Origin of the sequence: Sphingomonas profundi (genome assembly GCF_009739515.1) — a bacterium.
GTDB classification, from domain to species: Bacteria; Pseudomonadota; Alphaproteobacteria; order Sphingomonadales; family Sphingomonadaceae; genus Alterirhizorhabdus; species Alterirhizorhabdus profundi.
Genome location: NZ_CP046535.1, coordinates 2,501,131 through 2,520,632, shown reverse-complemented (window position 1 = coordinate 2,520,632; position 19,502 = coordinate 2,501,131). Strand labels below are relative to the sequence as shown.

14 protein-coding genes are annotated in these 19,502 nt (G+C 68.5%); 8 read left to right on the top strand and 6 right to left on the bottom strand.

Annotated features, from left to right (window positions below):
* Positions 1-63 precede the first annotated feature (63 nt).
* From gcvT to gcvPB, 5 genes are read left to right on the top strand one after another with little or no spacing between them, the layout of a single operon-like run.
* On the top strand, positions 64-1,206 hold the full coding sequence (gene gcvT / locus GNT64_RS11930) for a glycine cleavage system aminomethyltransferase GcvT (RefSeq protein WP_231638973.1): 1,143 nt from the start codon (positions 64-66) through the stop codon (positions 1,204-1,206).
* Positions 1,203-1,574: a glycine cleavage system protein GcvH gene (gcvH, locus tag GNT64_RS11925; protein WP_156679718.1), complete on the top strand. Its 372-nt coding sequence runs from the start codon at positions 1,203-1,205 to the stop codon at positions 1,572-1,574. Before gcvT ends, gcvH begins: the two co-directional genes overlap by 4 nt.
* Before the next feature lie 46 nt (positions 1,575-1,620).
* The gene (locus GNT64_RS11920) at positions 1,621-2,388 is read left to right on the top strand and encodes a class I SAM-dependent methyltransferase (protein ID WP_156679717.1); all 768 of its coding nucleotides are present in this window, start codon (positions 1,621-1,623) and stop codon (positions 2,386-2,388) included.
* Positions 2,388-3,755 (top strand): aminomethyl-transferring glycine dehydrogenase subunit GcvPA, encoded by a 1,368-nt coding sequence (gcvPA, locus tag GNT64_RS11915; RefSeq protein WP_156679716.1) that lies wholly within the window; start codon positions 2,388-2,390, stop codon positions 3,753-3,755. The genes GNT64_RS11920 and gcvPA overlap by 1 nt, the downstream gene beginning before the upstream one ends.
* Before the next feature lie 29 nt (positions 3,756-3,784).
* Complete coding sequence (gcvPB, locus tag GNT64_RS11910; protein WP_231639536.1) at positions 3,785-5,326, top strand: aminomethyl-transferring glycine dehydrogenase subunit GcvPB; 1,542 nt, start codon at positions 3,785-3,787, stop codon at positions 5,324-5,326.
* A gap of 87 nt (positions 5,327-5,413) precedes the next feature.
* On the opposite strand, the gene GNT64_RS11905 is transcribed toward gcvPB, so the two are convergent.
* Entirely contained in the window at positions 5,414-6,013 is a 600-nt protein-coding gene (locus GNT64_RS11905) for a phosphatase PAP2 family protein (RefSeq protein ID WP_156679714.1), read from the bottom strand.
* Between the two features lie 116 nt (positions 6,014-6,129).
* Here GNT64_RS11905 and GNT64_RS11900 point away from each other — a divergent pair, with 116 nt between their 5' ends.
* Together GNT64_RS11900 and GNT64_RS11895 are read left to right on the top strand one after the other, a co-directional pair.
* Entirely contained in the window at positions 6,130-6,822 is a 693-nt protein-coding gene (locus GNT64_RS11900; protein WP_156679713.1) for an endonuclease/exonuclease/phosphatase family protein, read from the top strand.
* A gap of 58 nt (positions 6,823-6,880) precedes the next feature.
* On the top strand, positions 6,881-7,171 hold the full coding sequence (locus tag GNT64_RS11895) for a DUF3297 family protein (protein ID WP_156679712.1): 291 nt from the start codon (positions 6,881-6,883) through the stop codon (positions 7,169-7,171).
* 517 nt (positions 7,172-7,688) lie between these two features.
* On the opposite strand, the gene rpoC is transcribed toward GNT64_RS11895, so the two are convergent.
* Positions 7,689-11,957, bottom strand: coding sequence for a DNA-directed RNA polymerase subunit beta' (gene rpoC, locus GNT64_RS11890; protein WP_156679711.1), 4,269 nt, complete (start codon positions 11,955-11,957; stop codon positions 7,689-7,691).
* Positions 11,958-12,112: 155 nt separating this feature from the next.
* Complete coding sequence (gene rpoB, locus GNT64_RS11885) at positions 12,113-16,282, bottom strand: DNA-directed RNA polymerase subunit beta (RefSeq protein ID WP_156679710.1); 4,170 nt, start codon at positions 16,280-16,282, stop codon at positions 12,113-12,115.
* Positions 16,283-16,629: 347 nt separating this feature from the next.
* On the opposite strand from rpoB, the gene GNT64_RS11880 reads away from it, so the two are divergent.
* Complete coding sequence (locus GNT64_RS11880; protein WP_197276970.1) at positions 16,630-17,481, top strand: FkbM family methyltransferase; 852 nt, start codon at positions 16,630-16,632, stop codon at positions 17,479-17,481.
* Positions 17,482-17,575: 94 nt separating this feature from the next.
* Here GNT64_RS11880 and rplL read toward each other — a convergent pair whose 3' ends face one another.
* The 3 genes from rplL to rplA all read right to left on the bottom strand — a co-directional run bounded on the left by rplL (position 17,576) and on the right by rplA (position 19,499).
* Entirely contained in the window at positions 17,576-17,953 is a 378-nt protein-coding gene (rplL, locus tag GNT64_RS11875) for a 50S ribosomal protein L7/L12 (RefSeq protein WP_156679708.1), read from the bottom strand.
* A gap of 57 nt (positions 17,954-18,010) precedes the next feature.
* On the bottom strand, positions 18,011-18,541 hold the full coding sequence (gene rplJ / locus GNT64_RS11870; protein ID WP_156679707.1) for a 50S ribosomal protein L10: 531 nt from the start codon (positions 18,539-18,541) through the stop codon (positions 18,011-18,013).
* Positions 18,542-18,800: 259 nt separating this feature from the next.
* Entirely contained in the window at positions 18,801-19,499 is a 699-nt protein-coding gene (rplA, locus tag GNT64_RS11865; RefSeq protein ID WP_156679706.1) for a 50S ribosomal protein L1, read from the bottom strand.
* Between the last annotated feature and the right edge of the window lie 3 nt (positions 19,500-19,502).

The following is a 19,502-nucleotide window of genomic DNA, read 5'->3' as shown; positions in this document are numbered from 1 at the left end:
CGGCGGACGACGGGATGGCCCACCATCCCCGCGCCGCCGCGACACCCGATCACGGAGGCGAGCTTGAGCGATCCCACCGACAGCGAGGCAGAGGCCGAGCCGCAGACCCTGCCGCTGGACGCCTGGCACCGCGCCGCCGGCGCACGGATGGTGCCGTTCGCCGGCTATCTGATGCCGATCCAGTATGAGGGCATGGGCATCCTGGCCGAGCATCTGTGGACGCGGGCCAGCGCCGGCCTGTTCGACGTCAGCCACATGGGGCAGCTGCTCGTCTCCGGCGGGCAGGCGGCGGACGCGCTCGAGTCGCTGCTGCCCGGCGACATCGCCGGGCTGCGCGAGGGGCGGATGCGCTACTCGCTGCTGCTGGCGGAGACCGGCGGCATCCTGGACGACCTGATGGTCACGCGGCGGAGCGACGGCTTCTACGTCGTCGTCAACGGCGCCACCAAGGCCGACGACATCGCCCACATCCACGAGCATCTGCCCGAGGATGTGACCCTGAACCACATGGACGAGCAGGCGCTGCTGGCATTGCAGGGGCCGAAGGCGGTCGATGCGCTCGCCCGCCTGGTGCCGGGCGTGGCATCGCTGACGTTCATGACGGCCGGCGCCTTCGCGATCGACGGCGTGCCCGCCTGGATCAGCCGATCCGGCTATACCGGCGAGGACGGGTTCGAGATATCCATCCCGGCCGAGGCGGCCGAACAGGTCGCCGCGCTGCTGGCGGCGCAGCCGGAGGTGAAGCCGATCGGCCTCGGCGCGCGCGATTCGCTGCGGCTGGAGGCGGGGCTGCCGCTCTACGGCCACGATCTGGACGACGCGACGACGCCGGTCTCGGCCGATCTCGGCTTCGCCCTCTCCCGCCGGCGGCGCGAGCAGGGCGGCTTCCCCGGCCACGCCCGCATCATGGCCGAAATTGCGGACGGGCCGCTCCTGAAGCGCGTCGGCCTGATCGTGGACGGGCGCCAGCCGGTGCGCGAGGGCGCGATGGTGGTGGATGCGGAAGGCAGCGAGGTGGGCCGCGTCACCTCCGGCGGGTTCAGCCCCAGCCTGCAGCGGCCGATCGCGATGGCCTACGTGCCGCTGGCCGTCGCCGTGCCCGACGGCGCCGTCACCGTGATGCAGCGCGGCAGGCTGTTCGCCGCCACGGTCTCGCCGATGCCGTTCGTCCCCCACAATTACGTCCGCAAGGGAGCGCCCGCATGACCCTGTATTTCACCCGCGAGCATGAATGGATCTCGGTGGAGGACGGCGTCGCCACCGTCGGCATCACCGATTACGCGCAGGCCCAGCTCGGCGACATCGTGTTCGTCGAGGTGCCGCCCGCCGGCACCGCGGTGGAGAAGGGGAAGGAGGCGGCCGTCGTCGAATCGGTGAAGGCCGCGTCCGACGTCTACGCGCCCGTCTCCGGCACCGTCGCCGAGGCGAACGGCGCGCTGGAGGCCGACCCCTCGCTGGTGAACACCGCGCCCGAGGGCGAGGGCTGGTTCTTCCGGCTGACCCTGGCCGATCCCGCCGAGCTCGACGGCCTGCTCGACGAGGCGGCCTACAAGGCGTTCGTGGCGGGGCTGTGAGCATCGCGCGCGCCACCTCCCCGTCGCCGGACGACAGGCCGAGGGCATGACCGCCAACCCCGCCTCCCGCTGGGTCGCCGCCGACTATGCCGAGAGCGCCGCCTTCGTGCCCGCGCTCGGCGCGCCGGTGGTCGATCTGCTCGGCCCGCGCGCCGGCGAGCGCATCCTCGATCTCGGCTGCGGCGACGGCGTGCTGACGCGGCGCATCGTGGCGGCGGGCGCGGAGGTGGTCGGCGTCGATGCGTCCGACACGCTGCTGGCCGCCGCGCGCGCCGCCGGGCTGGACGCGCGGCGGATGGATGGCGAGCGGCTGGCCTTCGACTCGGAGTTCGACGCCGTCTTCTCGAACGCCGCGCTCCACTGGATGCTGGATGCGGCGGCCGTTGCGGCCGGCGTGTTCCGCGCGTTGAGGCCAAGCGGGCGCTTCGTCGGCGAGATGGGCGGCCACGGCAACATCGCCACCCTGCGCGCGGCCCTGCGCGACGAGTTGGCGGCGCGCGGCTATCCGGTGCCGACCGCCGACCCGCAATGGTATCCCACGCCGGAGGCGTTCGCGGCGGTATATGCCGCCGCCGGCTTCGTCGGCATCGATGCCCGGCTGATCCCGCGCCCCACGCCGCTGCCCACCGGCGTGACCGGCTGGCTGCGCACCTTCCGCGCCGGCTTCATGGATGCGGCGCAGGTGCCCGATGCCGATCAGGCGGCCGTGGCGCAGGCGGTGGAGGATCGCCTCGCCCCCGCTTTCCGCCAACCGGACGGCACATGGATTGCCGACTATGTCCGCCTCCGCTTCTCGATGAGGAAACCCGCCTGATGCGCTACCTCCCCCTCACCGATGCCGATCGCGCCGAGATGCTGTCGGTGATCGGCGCGCGCTCGATCGACGATCTGTTCGTCGACGTGCCCGCCGCCGCCCGCCTCTCCGGCCCGATCGCGGGGCTGCCGCTCCACGCCTCCGAGCTGTCGGTCGAGCGGCAGCTGCGCGGTCTCGCCAGCCGCAACCTCTCGGCCGGCGATGCGCCCTTCTTCCTCGGCTGCGGCGCCTACCGCCATCATGTGCCGGCCAGCGTGGATCACCTGATCCAGCGCGGCGAGTTCCTCACCGCCTACACGCCCTACCAGCCGGAGATCGCGCAGGGGACGTTGCAGGCGCTGTTCGAGTTCCAGACGCAGGTCGCCCGCCTCTTCGGCTGCGATGTCGCCAACGCATCGATGTATGACGGATCGACCGCCTGCTGGGAGGCGATCGTGATGAGCCGCCGCATCACCCGCCGCGCCAAGGCGCTGCTCTCGGCCGGGCTGCACCCGCACTATGTCTCGGTGTGCGAGACGATGGCGCGGTTCACCGGCGACACGCTCGTCACCGCCACCCCCGATCTGGCGGAGGGCGCCCCGGGCGACGATCTCGCCACGCTGATCGCGGCGATAGACGGCGAAACCAACTGCGTGGTCGTGCAGAATCCGAACATCCTCGGCCATGTCGCCGATCTGTCGGAGCTTGCCGCGCGCTGCCACGAGAAGGGCGCGCTGCTGATCGCGGTGGTGACGGAGCCGGTGTCGCTCGGCGCGATCCGCAGCCCCGGCGAGATGGGGGCTGACATCGTGGTGGGCGAGGGGCAGGCGCTGGGCGTCGGCCTCCAGTTCGGCGGCCCCTATGTCGGCCTGTTCGCCACGCGCGACAAATATGTCCGCCAGATGCCCGGCCGGCTGTGCGGCGAGACGGTGGATGCGGCCGGCCAGCGCGGCTTCGTGCTCACCCTCTCCACCCGCGAGCAGCATATCCGCCGCGAGAAGGCGACATCGAACATCTGCACCAATTCGGGCCTGTGCGCGCTGGCCTTCACCATCCACATGAGCCTGCTGGGGGAGCGCGGCCTGCGCGATCTGGCGGCGCTGAACCACGCCATGGCGGTGCGGGCGGCGGAGCGGCTGGCCGGCGTGCCGGGCGTCACCCTCGTCAACGGCGCCTTCTTCAACGAGTTCACCCTGCGCCTGCCCAAAGAGGCGCGGCCGGTGGTGCGGGCGATGGCGGAGCGCGGCGTGCTCGGCGGCGTCTCGCTCGGCCGGCTCTATCCGGGGGCGGCGGACCTGGCGAACGGCCTCGTCGTCGCCGTGACCGAGACGGTGGCCGACGAGGATGTCGAGGCATTGGCGGCGGCCCTGACGGAGGCACTGGCATGAGCATGAACGCGAGCGGCTGGAAGCCTGAGATGGGCGGCGCGGACGCCGCAGGCGCCACCGGCGGCACCTTCACCGGCAACCGGGCTCTGATGCTGGAGGAGGCGCTGATCTTCGAGATCGGCGATGCCGATCGCACCGGCGTGGACCTGCCGGCGCCGCCGGAGGTGGCGAGCCGGCTCGGCGGGCTGGAGCGGAACCGTCCGATCGGCCTGCCCGGCCTCTCCGAGCCGGAGGTGGTGCGCCATTATACCCGCCTCAGCCGGCAGAATTACGCGATCGACCTGGGCCTGTTCCCGCTCGGCAGCTGCACGATGAAGCATAATCCGCGTTTGAACGAGAAGATGGCGCGGCTGCCCGGCTTCGCCGACATCCACCCGCTCCAGCCGGTGGAGACGGTGCAGGGCGGGCTGGCGCTGATCGATCTGGTGGGCGAGTGGCTGGTGAAGCTGACCGGCATGGCGGCGGTGGCGATGAGCCCGAAGGCGGGCGCGCACGGCGAATTGTGCGGCCTGCTGGCGATCCGATCGGCGCTGGAGGTGCGCGGCGATGCGCGCAAGGTGATCCTGGTGCCGGAGAGCGCGCACGGCACCAATCCGGCGACCGCCGCCTTCTGCGGGTACGCGGTGGAGAACATCCCCGCCACAACGGAGGGCCGCGTCGATCTGGCGGCGCTGAAGGCGCGGCTGGGGCCTGACGTGGCGGGGGTGATGATCACCAACCCGAACACCTGCGGCCTGTTCGAGCGCGAGATGGTCGCGATCTCGGCGGCGGTGCATGCGGCGGGCGGCCTCGTCTACTGCGACGGCGCCAATTTCAACGCCATCGTCGGCCGGGTGCGGCCGGGCGACCTCGGCATCGATGCGATGCACATCAACCTGCATAAGACCTTCTCGACCCCGCATGGCGGCGGCGGCCCCGGCTCCGGCCCGGTCGTGCTCTCCGAGGCGCTGGCGCCCTATGCGCCGCTGCCCTTCATCGAGAAGGACGGCGACCGTTACCGGCTGGTGGAGGAGGAGACGGCCGGCGAGCATCATGCCGCCAGCTTCGGCCGGATGGTGGCGTTCCACGGCCAGATGGGCATGTTCGTGCGCGCCGCCGCCTACATGCTGAGCCACGGGGCGGACGGACTGCGCCAGGTGTGCGAGGATGCGGTGCTGAACGCCAATTATCTGCTCCGCTCGCTGGAGGATGTGCTGGACGCGCCGTTCGGCCCGAGCGGTCCGTGCATGCACGAGGCGCTGTTCAGTGACGACAATCTCGCCGACGGCTTCACCACCCTGGACATCGCCAAGGGGCTGATCGACGAGGGCTTCCACCCGATGACGATGTATTTCCCGCTCGTCGTCCACGGCGCGATGCTGGTGGAGCCGACCGAGACCGAGAGCAAGGCCGCGCTCGACCAGTTCATCGGCGCGCTGCGATCGGTGGCCAAGCGCGCGCAGGCCGGCGATCCGGCGCTGAAGGCCGCCCCCATCCACGCGCCCCGCAGGCGGCTGGACGAGACGGCGGCGGCGCGCAAGCCGGTGCTGGTGTGGCGCGATCCCGCGCCGCAGGCGGAAGCGGCCGAGTAGCCTCTCGACGGAACGGGGAGGGGAACCGCGCGCAGCGTGGTGGAGGGGTAGGGCGGCGATCGCCGCCGCGGCGCATCGTGCGGCGGATCAGCCGCGCCGCTGCAGCGCCGCCGTGACCAGCTTCTCCGTGCCGTAGACCATCGCTTCGGCAGCGATGCCGATCGCCAGGCCGGCGCCGACGTCGCTTGGATAATGGGCGCAGCGCGGGATCTGCATCAGCGCGGCGGCACCCGCCAGTCCGTAGGCGGCGGGGCGGCGATCGGGGTGGCCGCGCGCCACGGCCGCCGCCACCGCCACCGCACCGGCCGTGTGGCCGGAGGGGAAGCTGTTGACCGGATGCGCATTCTCCTCGCCGCCATGCATCCGGTAGTCCGCCCCCTCCGCCACCACCTTGGGCCGCGTGCGGACGATGCGCTGCTTGATCGCGGACTTGATCGCCGTGGCCAGCAGGTGCGCCGCCAGCATGCGTCCGCCCGTCTCGGCCAGCCGGCGGTCGCCGCGCACGATGCCGAGGGCGAAGGTGCCGGCGGAAAGCGCGATCAGCGGCGGCTGATCGGACAGTTCGCTCAGCCCGCCGAGCAGCCGCACGGGCCAGGTTCCGCGGGCCGGCGCCACCGCCTGGGCGACGGCGACGTCGGCCTTCTCGATCCCGCTCGCGTCGGCCGGTGCGTCTGGAATCTCCTGCATGGCGGCACAACCGCCGGCGCGGCGCGGAAGTTGCCGGCGATCGGCACGCCGCCGAAACACCGCCTGAAACAAGTCGATGGGCAAGCGGTTCTATGCGCTCGGCCAAGGGACAGTGCATGATCGTCGCGAGCTACAATATCCGCAAGGCGATCGGCTCCGATCGCCGCCGCCGCCCCGATCGCATCCTGGACGTGCTGCGCGAGGTGGATGCCGACATCATCGCGCTGCAGGAGGCGGACCGTCGCTTCGGCGCGCGGCAGAGCGCCCTGCCGCTGCACATGATCGCCGAGCATAGCGACTATATGCCGGTGCCGTTCGACATCCGGCCCGGCAGCCTCGGCTGGCACGGCAACGCGCTGCTGGTGCGCAAGGCCGCGACGATCCTGCATCACGCGCCGCTGACTCTGCCGGCGCTGGAGCCGCGCGGCGCGGTGCTGGCCGACATCCGGCTAGGCGGGCGGGAGATACGCGTCGTCGGCATGCACCTCGATCTCTCGGGCCTGTGGCGGCGGCGGCAGGCGCATGCGGTGATGGCGCACATCCAGCAGCAGCCGCGCGCGCTGCCCACGGTGATGATGGGCGACATGAACGAGTGGCGCCGCCACGGCGGCTGCCTCAGCGACTTCGGCCAGCATTACCGCTTCGCCGAGACCGGGCCGAGCTTCCACGCGCGCCAGCCGATCGCCCGGCTGGACCGGATCGTGGTGGGCGAGGGGCTGACGGTGGCGGAGACCGGCGTGCACCGATCGCTGCACGCGCGGACCGCATCCGATCACCTGCCGATCTGGGCGCGGCTGCGCTTCGGCTGAGGTTGGAAAGCGGCGCCGGCGCGGCTATCAGCGCCGCCACACAGCGACGGAACACATCATGAGCGACACGCCCCCCGACCGCCTCTCGAACAATCCGAAGAGCCCCTATTACCTGCCCGATCATCTGATGCGCGGCATCGGCATCCGCTTCAACGGCGTCGAGAAGACGAACGTCGACGAATATTGCGTGAGCGAGGGCTGGGTGAAGATGGCGATCGGCAAGACGGTGGACCGCAAGGGCAACCCGCTGACGATCACCGCCAAGGGCGTGGTGGAGCCGCGCTACTTGAGCGCCGACCCGAACGGCGACGACACGCCCGATCCGGCCAGCGTGGACGGGGACGCGTAAGACCTGACATCCTGCGCGGCACGGGGAGGATGCAGCGCAGAGTGTGTGCGGAAGGAACGCGGTGCGAGGTGGCGTCCGGCCGCATCGCCCCTCCACCATCCTGCGGATGGTCCCCCTCGCCGTGCCGGGGAGGACCTCGTCCTTCGGCCCGCCGCCGCTGAGGCGAGCGCCGCCGGCAGCAAGGTCGTCGCCGCGCCCGCGTCCTGCGCGACCTTGTTGCTATAGCGGCCGTATTGGACGATCCGGCACACGGCGCCGTCTCCGCTGACGGGCTCCAGCTGCCGTCCACCTGTCGCCTCGATGCATCAGCCGACGCTCACTCGTCTCCCTTCCGTCGCTTGTCGCGCGGCAGGTTGCGGATGCGCCTCAGGCCGGCATACATCGGCAGCAGCAGCACCACGAGCAGCAACAGGGCGAAGAAGCCCTTGTTCATCGTCTCTCCTTCGCAAACACGAAAACGCCGCCGCCCTCTTGCGAGAGCGGCGGCGCCTTCGTCATGCCGTCCGGGCCGGCCGGATCAGCTGTTCAGATAGTCGCCGGCATCGGCATCGCTGCCGTGCGTCTCGCCGACCACCTCGCCCAGCGGATCGTTGCCGGTGTCGTCCTCCACCGGCCGCGCCAGCTCGGCCGCATGTTCCTCCGCCGCCGAGTTCGGCGCGGCGATGGCGGCGGCGAACGAGCGCTGCGAGGCGCGCAGCGCCGCGTCGCGGCTGGTGGCGGTGACGCGCAGGCGGTTCATGCCGGCGCCGGTGCCCGCGGGGATCAGGCGGCCGACGATGACATTCTCCTTGAGGCCGTTCAGATTGTCGACCTTGCCCTGCACCGAAGCCTCGGTCAGCACGCGGGTCGTCTCCTGGAACGAGGCGGCCGAGATGAAGCTGCGGGTCTGCAGCGACGCCTTGGTGATGCCGAGCAGGATCGGCTTGCCCTGCGCCGGCGCCCGGTTCTCCTCGGCCATCTTGGCGTTCACCTCGTCCATCTCCTCGCGGTCGAGCTGCTCGCCGACCAGCAGGGTGGTGTCCCCGCTCTCGGTGATCTCGACCTTCTGGAGCATCTGGCGGACGATCGTCTCGATATGCTTGTCGTTGATCTTCACGCCCTGCAGACGATAGACCTCCTGGATCTCCGACACGAGATATTCCGCCAGCGGCTCGATGCCGAGCACCTCGAGAATATCGTGCGGATCGGGCGAGCCGCCGATCAGGTTGTCGCCACGCTTCACGTAGTCGCCTTCCTGAACGTCGATCACCTTGGACTTGGGGATCAGATAGTCGATCGGCTCGCTGCCGTCGTCCGGACGGATCGAGATCTTGCGCTTCGCCTTATAGTCCTTGCCGAACTCGACCCGGCCCGAGACCTTGGCGATGATCGCATTCTCCTTGGGCTTGCGCGCCTCGAACAGCTCCGCCACGCGCGGCAGGCCGCCCGTGATGTCGCGCGTCTTGGCCGCCTCGCGCGGCACGCGGGCCAGCACCTCGCCGGCCTGCACCGCCTGCCCGTCCTCGACCGCCACGATCGAGCCCGGGATCAGCCGCGAGACGCCCGCCTCGCCCGAATTCTCGTCGAGCAGGGTGATGCGCGGACGGAAATCGTCCTTCTTGGCCTTCAGATGATCCTCGGTGATGACCCGCTGGGAGATGCCGGTCGCATCGTCCGTCTCCTCGCGCACCGTGCGGTTCTCGATCATGTCCTGGAAGCGGACGGTGCCCTTCTTCTCGGTGATGACGGGCATGAACGAGGGATCCCACTCGGCGATGCGATCGCCCTTGGAGACGATGTGGCCGTCCGCCGCCAGCAGCGTGGCGCCGTAGGGCAGGCGGTGGGTCGATCGCTCGCGGCCTTCCATGTCGACGATCGCGACCTCGCCGTTGCGGGCGAGGGTGATGCGCCGGCCGCGCGGATCGACGATCGTCGGGATGTCGCGATACTGGAGCGTACCGTCGGCCACCGCGTCCAGGTTGGACACCTGGTTGAGCTGCGCCGCGCCGCCGATGTGGAACGTCCGCATCGTCAGCTGCGTGCCGGGCTCGCCGATCGACTGCGCGGCGATCACGCCCACCGCCTCGCCGATGTTCACCGGCGTGCCGCGGGCGAGATCGCGCCCGTAGCAGGTGGCGCAGACGCCGCCCTTCGATTCGCAGACCAGCGGGCTGCGGATCTGGACCGACTGGAGGCTGATCGCCTCGATCTGCGTGATCATCGCCTCGTCCAGCAGGGTGCCCTGCGGGATGACGACCTCGTTCGTCTTGCTGTCGACGATGTCCTCCGCCGTGGTGCGGCCGAGGATGCGCTCGCCCAGCGACGCGATGGTCGAGCCGCCCTGCACGATCGCCTTCATCTCCAGCGACCGCTCCGTGCCGCAATCGATCTCGACGATGACGCAATCCTGCGACACGTCGACCAGGCGGCGGGTGAGGTAGCCGGAGTTCGCCGTCTTCAGCGCCGTGTCCGCCAGGCCCTTGCGGGCGCCGTGGGTGGAGTTGAAATATTCGAGGACGGTGAGACCCTCCTTGAAGTTCGAGATGATCGGCGTCTCGATGATCTCGCCCGAGGGCTTGGCCATCAGGCCGCGCATGCCGGCGAGCTGCTTGATCTGCGCGGCGGAACCGCGCGCGCCCGAATGGGCCATCATGTAGATCGCGTTGATCGGCTTCTCGCGGCCGTCGTCGTTGCGGCGGACGGCCGAGATCTCCTTCATCATCTCGGCGGCGACGCGATCGCCGCAGCGCGACCACGCATCGACGACCTTGTTGTACTTCTCCTGCTGCGTGATCAGGCCGTCCTGATACTGCTGCTCATAGTCCTTCACCAGGGTGCGGGTCTCCTCGACCAGCGGCTCCTTGGCGTCCGGGATGATCATGTCGTCCTTGCCGAACGAAATGCCCGCCTGGAACGCGTGGCGGAAGCCGAGCGACATGATCGCGTCGGCGAACAGCACCGTCTCCTTCTGGCCGGTGTGGCGATAGACGATGTCGATGACGTCGCCGATCTCCTTCTTGGTGAGCAGGCGGTTGATCGTCTCGAACGGCACCTTGTGGCTCTTCGGCAGCGTCTCGCCCAGCAGCATGCGGCCGGGCGTCGTCTCGACGCGCTTCATGTAGGTGTTGCCGTCCTCGTCGGTCTGCGGCACGCGGCTGACGATCTTGGCGTGCAGCGTCACCGCCTTGGCGTTCAGCGCCTGATGCACCTCCGTCATGTCGGAGATCAGCATGCCCTCGCCGGGCTCGTTGGTCTTCTCCATGGAGAGATAATAGAGGCCCAGCACCATGTCCTGCGAGGGCACGATGATCGGCTTGCCGTTGGCGGGCGACAGGATGTTGTTGGTCGACATCATCAGCACGCGCGCCTCAAGCTGGGCTTCCAGCGAGAGGGGAACGTGGACGGCCATCTGATCGCCGTCGAAGTCGGCATTGAAGGCCGAGCAGACGAGCGGGTGCAGCTGGATCGCCTTGCCCTCGATCAGCACCGGCTCGAACGCCTGGATGCCGAGGCGGTGCAGCGTCGGCGCCCGGTTCAGCAGCACCGGATGCTCGCGGATCACCTCGTCCAGGATGTCCCAGACCTCCTTGCGCTCCTTCTCCACCCACTTCTTCGCCTGCTTGAGCGTCATGCTCAGGCCCTTGGCGTCGAGGCGCGCGTAGATGAACGGCTTGAACAGCTCGAGCGCCATCTTCTTCGGCAGGCCGCACTGGTGCAGCTTCAGCTCCGGCCCGGTGACGATCACCGAGCGGCCCGAATAGTCGACGCGCTTGCCGAGCAGGTTCTGGCGGAAGCGGCCCTGCTTGCCCTTGAGCATGTCGGACAGCGACTTCAGCGGCCGCTTGTTGGCGCCGGTGATCGTGCGGCCGCGGCGGCCGTTGTCGAACAGGGCGTCGACCGACTCCTGCAGCATCCGCTTCTCGTTGCGGACGATGATGTCCGGCGCGCGCAGCTCCATCAGCCGCTTCAGGCGGTTGTTGCGGTTGATGACCCGGCGATAGAGATCGTTGAGGTCCGACGTCGCGAAGCGGCCGCCGTCCAGCGGCACCAGCGGGCGCAGTTCCGGCGGGATGACCGGCACGACCTCCAGGATCATCCACTCCGGCCGGTTGCCGGATTCGAGGAAGCTCTCGACGACCTTCAGCCGCTTGATGATCTTCTTCGGCTTCAGCTCGGACTTGGTCTCGGCCAGCTCCTTGAGCAGATCCGCCTTCTCGCCCTCGAGGTCCAGTTCCTCCAGCATGCGGCGCACCGCTTCCGCGCCGATGCCGGCGGAGAAGGCGTCCTCGCCATATTCGTCCTGGGCGGAGAGCAGCTCGTCCTCGGTGAGCAGCTGGAACTTCTCCAGCGCGGTCAGGCCCGGCTCGATCACGATATAGGCTTCGAAGTAGAGCACCCGCTCCAGCTGCTTCAGCTGCATGTCGAGCAGCAGGCCGATGCGGCTCGGCAGCGACTTCAGGAACCAGATGTGGGCGACTGGCGCGGCCAGCTCGATATGGCCCATCCGCTCGCGGCGGACCTTCGAGACCGTCACCTCGACGCCGCACTTCTCGCAGACGATGCCCTTGTATTTCATGCGCTTATACTTGCCGCACAGGCACTCATAATCCTTGATCGGACCGAAGATGCGCGCGCAGAACAGGCCGTCACGCTCGGGCTTGAACGTGCGATAGTTGATCGTTTCGGGCTTCTTGATCTCGCCGAAGCTCCACGAGCGGATGCGCTCCGGCGAGGCGATGCCGATCTGGATCTGGTCGAACGTCTCCGGCTTGACGATCGGATTGGCGAAGTTGGTCAGTTCGTTCATGGGGTCGAACCTTTCTGAAATCGTCTTCTCCTCTCCCTGGCGGGAGAGGAAGGGGCCCAAGCCGCAGGCTTGGGAAGGTGAGGGGCGCGGCGGCGAATTACGCGCGCGACCCCTCACCCCCGAACCTCTCCCGCAAGGGGAGAGGGGGGTGTCGGTTACTCCGCAGCGATCGCGGTGCCGTCCTCGTCGAGCTGCTCGATCGAGTTCAGCTCCACGTTCAGGCCCAGCGAGCGCATTTCCTTGACGAGCACGTTGAAGCTCTCCGGGATGCCGGCCTCGAACGTGTCGTCGCCCTTGACGATCGCCTCGTAGACCTTGGTGCGGCCGACCACGTCGTCGGACTTCACCGTCAGCATCTCCTGCAAGGTGTAGGCGGCGCCGTAGGCCTGGAGCGCCCAGACCTCCATCTCGCCGAACCGCTGGCCGCCGAACTGGGCCTTGCCGCCCAGCGGCTGCTGGGTGACGAGGCTGTACGGCCCGATCGAGCGCGCGTGGATCTTGTCGTCGACCAGATGGTGCAGCTTCAGCATGTAGATGTAGCCCACCGTCACCTTGCGATCGAAGCGGTCGCCGGTGCGGCCGTCATACAGGTCGCTCTGGCCGCTCTCGTCCAGGCCCGCCCGCTTGAGCATCGCCGCGACGTCCGCCTCGCGCGCGCCGTCGAACACCGGCGTGGCCATCGGCACGCCGTTCTTCAGCACCTTGGCCATCTCGACGATCTGCTCGGCGGAGCGGCCCTCGATGTCGGCATGATATTCCTCGCCGTACACCTCCTTCAGCCGCTCCACGACGGGCGTCGGCATGTCGCCGGCCTGCGCGTCCGGATTGGCCTCACGCCAGCCCTCCAGCGCCTCCGTGACCTGCTGGCCGAGGCCGCGCGCGGCCCAGCCCAGATGGGTCTCGAAGATCTGGCCCACGTTCATGCGGCTCGGCACGCCGAGCGGGTTCAGCACGATATCCACCGGCGTCCCGTCGGCGAGGAACGGCATGTCCTCGTTCGGCAGGATGCGGCTGATGACGCCCTTGTTGCCGTGGCGGCCGGCCATCTTGTCGCCGGGCTGCAGCTTGCGCTTCACCGCGACGAACACCTTGACCATCTTCAGCACGCCCGGCGGCAGCTCGTCGCCGCGCTGCAGCTTCTCGACGCGATCCTCGAACCGCTTGACGATGACGTTGACCGCCTCGTCATACTGGCCCTTCACCGCTTCCAGATCGGCCTGGCGGGCGTCGTCCTGCACGGCGAACTTCCACCATTCGCGCTTCTCGACGGTGCCGAGCACCTCCTCGTCGATCGTCGTGCCCTTGCGGATGCCCTTGGGCGCGGCGGTGGCGACCTGGCCGATCAGCATCTCGCGCAGGCGGCTGTAGCTCGCCCGGTTGAGGATGCCGCGCTCGTCCTCGCGGTCCTTGGTCAGGCGATCGATCTCCTCGCGCTCGATCGCCATCGCGCGCTCGTCCTTGTCGATGCCGTGGCGGTTGAACACGCGCACGTCCACCACCGTGCCGGCGACGCCCGGCGGCAGGCGCAGCGACGTGTCGCGCACGTCGGACGCCTTCTCGCCGAAGATGGCGCGGAGCAGCTTCTCCTCCGGCGTCATCGGGCTCTCGCCCTTGGGCGTGATCTTGCCGCACAGGATATCGCCCGGCTCCACCTCGGCGCCGATATAGACGATGCCGGCCTCGTCGAGGTTGCGCAGCGCCTCCTCGCCCACGTTCGGGATGTCGCGGGTGATGTCCTCCGGCCCCAGCTTGGTGTCGCGGGCCATCACCTCGAACTCGTCGATGTGGATCGACGTGAACACGTCGTCCTTCACGATCCGCTCGGAGATGAGGATGGAGTCCTCGTAATTATACCCGTTCCACGGCATGAACGCGACGAGCACGTTGCGGCCGAGCGCCAGCTCGCCGAACTCCGTCGAGGGACCGTCGGCGATGATGTCGCCCTCGGCCACCACGTCGCCCACCTTCACCAGCGGGCGCTGGTTGATGCAGGTCGACTGGTTGGAGCGCTGGAACTTCATCAGCGTGTAGATGTCCACGCCCGACTTGCCGGCATCCACCTCGCCGGTGGCGCGGATCACGATGCGGGCCGCGTCCACCTGATCGACGATGCCGGCGCGGCGGGCACCGATCGCGGCGCCGGAGTCGCGCGCCACCGTCTCCTCCATGCCGGTGCCGACGAACGGCGCCTCGGCGCGGACCAGCGGCACCGCCTGACGCTGCATGTTCGAGCCCATGAGGGCGCGGTTGGCGTCGTCATTCTCCAGGAACGGGATCAGCGACGCGGCGACGGAGACGAGCTGCTTCGGGCTCACGTCCATCAAGGTGATGTGCTCGCGCGGGGCGATCAGGAACTCGCCGGCCTCGCGGGCGGAGATCAGCTCCTCCACGAAGCTGCCGTCGGCCGTCAGCTCCGCGTTCGCCTGCGCGATCGTGTGCTTGGCCTCCTCCATGGCGGACAGGTAGACGACGTCCTGCGTCACCTTGTTGTCCACCACCTTGCGGTACGGCGTCTCGATGAAGCCGTACTTGTTCACCCGGCTGAACGAGGCGAGCGAGTTGATGAGGCCGATGTTCGGCCCTTCCGGCGTCTCGATCGGGCAGATGCGGCCATAGTGGGTCGGGTGCACGTCGCGCACCTCGAAGCCCGCGCGCTCGCGCGTCAGGCCGCCCGGCCCGAGCGCCGAGACACGACGCTTGTGCGTCACTTCGGAGAGCGGGTTCGTCTGGTCCATGAACTGGCTGAGCTGCGAGGAGCCGAAGAACTCGCGCACCGCGGCCACCGCCGGCTTGGCGTTGATGAGATCGTTCGGCATCACGGTGGAGACGTCGACGGAGGACATCCGCTCCTTCACCGCGCGCTCCATGCGCAGCAGGCCGACGCGATACTGGTTCTCCAGCAGTTCGCCCACCGAACGCACGCGGCGATTGCCGAGATTGTCGATGTCGTCGATCTCGCCCTTGCCGTCCTTCAGGTTCACCAGCGTCTTGACGACTTCGAGGATATCCTCGGCGCGCAGGGTGGTGACGGTGTCCTCGACGTCCAGGTCCAGGCGCATGTTCAGCTTCACCCGGCCCACGGCCGAGAGATCGTAGCGCTCCGGATCGAAGAACAGGCCGCCGAACAGCGCCTCGGCCGTCTCCTTCGTCGGCGGCTCGCCGGGGCGCATGACGCGGTAGATCTCGGACAGCGCGTGATCGCGATCCTCGACCTTGTCGGCCTTCAGCGTGTTGCGGATCCACGGGCCGGTGGAGATGTGGTCGATGTCGAGCAGGTCGAGCTTCTCGATCCCGGCGCGGTCCAGCGCCTCGAGATTCTCGGGCGTCACCTCGTCGCCGGCCTCGATCCAGATGCGGCCGGTGGTCTCGTCGATCAGGTCGTAGGCGCTGTAGCGGCCGAAGATCTCCTCGGTGGGGATCAGCAGGGTCGTCAGGCCGTCCTTGCCGGCCTTGTTGGCGGCGCGCGGGGAAATCTTCTGCCCGGCGGCGAACACTACCTCGCCGCTGTCGCCGTTCACCACGTCGAACGTCGGCTTCTGGCTGCGCCAGTTCTCCGGCAGGAAGGGCACCTTCCAGCCGCCCTCGCCGCGCACGTAGGTGGCCGTCTTGTAGAACTGGTTGAGGATGTCCTCGCCGTTCAGGCCCAGCGCGTAGAGCAGGGTGGTGACGGGCAGCTTGCGCTTGCGATCGATGCGGACGTTGACGATGTCCTTGGCGTCGAACTCGAAATCCAGCCACGAGCCGCGATAGGGGATCACGCGGGCGGCGAACAGATACTTGCCCGAGGCGTGCGTCTTGCCGCGATCATGATCGAACAGCACGCCCGGCGAGCGGTGCATCTGGCTGACGATCACGCGCTCCGTGCCGTTGACGATGAACGTGCCGTTCCCCGTCATCAGCGGCATGTCGCCCATGTAGACGTCCTGCTCCTTGATATCGAGCACGGAGCGGGTCTCGGTATCGGCATCCACCTCGAACACGATCAGGCGCAGGGTGACGCGCATCGGCGCGGCATAGGTGATGCCCCGCTGGCGGCACTCGTCGATGTCGTACTTCGGCGCCTCCAGCTCGTAGTTCACGAAATCCAGCTCCGCCGTGCCGGCGAAGTCGCGGATCGGAAACACGGACCGCAGCGTCTTCTCCAGGCCGGAGACATAGCCGTCCTCCGGGCGCGAGCGCAGGAACAGCTCGTAGCTCTCGCGCTGCACCTCGATCAGGTTCGGCATCTGCACCACTTCGTGGATGTTGCCGAAGACCTTGCGGATGCGCTTCTTCGCGGTACCGAGAAGCCCCGCGGCCTGGGGGGTGACTGCCTGGGTCGCCATCTATGTTACCTCGCGCTCGTCCATGTCGACCGCCTCGCAGCGGCTTCGCGGCCTGATCGCGGGATCGCTCCCACGAAAAAAAGTGCGGGTCCGGGCCATCGGAACCGCACTGCCTGCGCTGGGGTTGACCCGCCGCCGCCTTCCCATTCGTCCCGCCCCGTTCGCAACACGGGCCGTGTCCCGGAAGGCGGGACAGGCGGCGTACGGGCCGTCGAGGCATCGCGTACGCCGTTGTTCGAATGGGCCATATAGGGAGGTTGTTGGAGAAAGGGAAGGGGCGTGACGCGCCGCCTGCACCCGGTGGCGATCCGCTCAGGAAGATATGGTCGACAGCTTCGCCATCGGTCATGATCGTCGCGACCGACAAGATGGGGGAGGCCATGGACGTTGAACTCGCCGGGCGCACCGTGCAGATCGAGGGCGACCCGTCAGACGGTTACTTCGCCGCGGTGGAAGATGTTGCGCGCAACACGACCGAGATCGTCGCAATGCTCGCCGGGGTTCCGGAGGAGGCGGTCATCTTCGATGTCGGCGCGAATATCGGCGTGATCGCCATGGCGATGGCGATCGTGCGGCCCCGCGCCCGCATCGTCGCCTTCGAACCGTCGCCCGCGATCCTGCCCTATCTCAGGAAGAACGTCGCACCCTTCGCCAATGTGGAGGTTGTACAGGCGGCAATCTCGGATCGGCACGGTGTATTGCGGTTTCACGCCGCCACCTTTGCCGCCGGATCGCATGTCGTCGGCCCCGGGCACATCCTCCCATCGACGGAGACGGTGGAGGTGCAGGCATTGCCTCTCGACAGCTTCGCCGCACAGCGCGGCCTGACGCCGGACCTCATCAAGATCGACGTGGAAGGCCACGAGCCCGAGGTGCTCGCGGGTGCCGCCGCCACGATCGAGTCGGCGCGTCCCGAGATCGCGATGGAGTTCAATTCCTGGACGCTCGCCGCTCTCGGCGGGCACAATCCCGCGACGTTCGCCCATGCGCTGTGGGAATCCTTCGATGTCGACGGCTTTCCACGCGCGCTGGAATTCCTCCACGACAATTTGGTCGTCAGATCGTGCCTCACCGATATCGTCATGCGATTGAAGCCGGGCGCAAAGGTGCCCTCGCTCAGCGAGATGTGCGTCTCTCCGCTGGCCCGAGAACTGGTACGTCGCGAGTTTACGGCACGCCCGCTGCCGGCGGAGAGCTGACCGCTCGACGCGCTGAGCTCCGATGCGGCCGAACGAAAAAGGGGCGGCCCGTCGCCGGACCGCCCCTCGATCGCCTCCGCCGGAGCGGAGCGGCTTACTTCAGCTCGACGGTCGCGCCGGCGGCTTCCAGCTGGGCCTTCAGCTTGTTGGCCTCGTCCTTGTTCACGCCTTCCTTGACGGCCTTCGGAGCGGACTCCACCAGCGTCTTGGCTTCGGTCAGGCCGAGGCCGGTGATCGTGCGGACTTCCTTGATGACGTTGATCTTCTTGCCACCGTCGCCGGTGAGGATCACGTCGAACTCGGTCTGCTCTTCCACCGCCGGGGCGGCGGCGCCACCGCCGGCGGCCGGGGCGGCCGCGACCGCGGCGGCGGCCGAAACGCCCCACTTTTCCTCGAGCAGCTTCGAGAGGTCGGCCGCCTCGAGAACGGTCAGGGCCGAAAGATCGTCAACAAGCTTCTGCAGGTCTGCCATGATAGTCTCCATTCGGGGCGCGCGGCCCCATCATCGGGTTGAACTGGGTAGCGAAATTCAAGCGGCCTCGGCGTCCGCCCCGTCCTTCGCCGCATAAGCGGCGAGAACGCGAGCGATCTGCCCGCCCGGCGCCTGCACGATCTGCACGATCTTGGTCGCCGGTGCCTGCACCAGCCCCAGGATCTTCGCGCGCAGTTCGTCAAGCGACGGCAAGGTGGCCAGCGCCTTCACGCCCTCGACGTCGAGCACCGTATCGCCCATCGCGCCGCCGACGATTTCCAACTTGTCGTTGGTCTTCGCGAAATCCACGATCACCTTGGCAGGTGCGACGGGATCGGTCGACGTGCTGAGCGCGGTCGGGCCGACGAGCAGATCGGTAAGACTGCTGTAGGTCGTCCCTTCGGCGGCGATGCGGGCGAGCTTGTTCTTCGATACCCGGTAGCTGGCGCCGGCTTCGCGCATCTTCGTCCGCAGCGCAGTGGACTGCGCGACGGTCATGCCGAGATTGCGGGTGACGATCACCACGCTGGTCTCGGAGAAGGTGCTCTTCAGCGCGGACACCAGCTCGGTCTTCTGAGCTCGATCCATTGCCTCACTCCTTACATGCCCGGCCGGAACATCCGACCGGGCGATTGAGCCGATGGGCGAGATACGCCGCCCACCAGCCCGCCCGAGGGGTAAGGTCGCCCGGCAACGGAGAGCTCCGCCGACAGACCCGGCTTCCATCGCACGGAAGGCCCGGAAAACACTTCCCCGTCATATGCGGGAGATTAAGGGCCGAGGCCCACCCGCAGTCTCGGACGGCACCATGCCGGCGGGGCGGACCCCGCCGGCAATTCCTTCGAAATCAGATGGTGGCGAGTTCCGCCACGTCCACCTTCACGCCCGGCCCCATGGTGGAGCTGACGGCGATCTTGCGGACATATTTGCCCTTGGCGCCCGACGGCTTGGCCTTGGTCAGCGCATCGAGCAGCGCATCGAAATTCGCGCGCAGATCCTCCGCCGGGAACGACGCCTTGCCGATGCCCGAGTGGATGATGCCCGCCTTCTCGACGCGATACTCCACCTGGCCGCCCTTGGCCGCGCGCACCGCCTCGCCGACGTTCACCGTCACGGTGCCCAGCTTCGGGTTGGGCATCAGCCCCTTGGGGCCGAGCACCTTGCCCAGGCGGCCGACCAGACCCATCATGTCCGGCGTGGCGATGCAGCGATCGAAATCGATCGTGCCGCCCTGAACCTGCTCCAGCAGATCCTCGGCGCCGACCACCTCGGCGCCGGCGGCACGTGCCTCGTCGGCCTTCGCGCCGCGGGCGAACACGCCGACGCGCACGTCCTTGCCGGTGCCCTTGGGCAGCGTCACCACGCCGCGTACCATCTGGTCGGCATGGCGCGGATCGACGCCCAGGTTCACCGCGACCTCGATGGTCTCGTCGAACTTGGCGGTCGCGTTGCTCTTGGCGAGCGCGATGGCCTCATCGACGCCGTGCAGCTTCAGCGGATCGATCGCGGCGGCGAAAGCCTTCGCCTTCTTGCTCTGCTTGGCCATGGA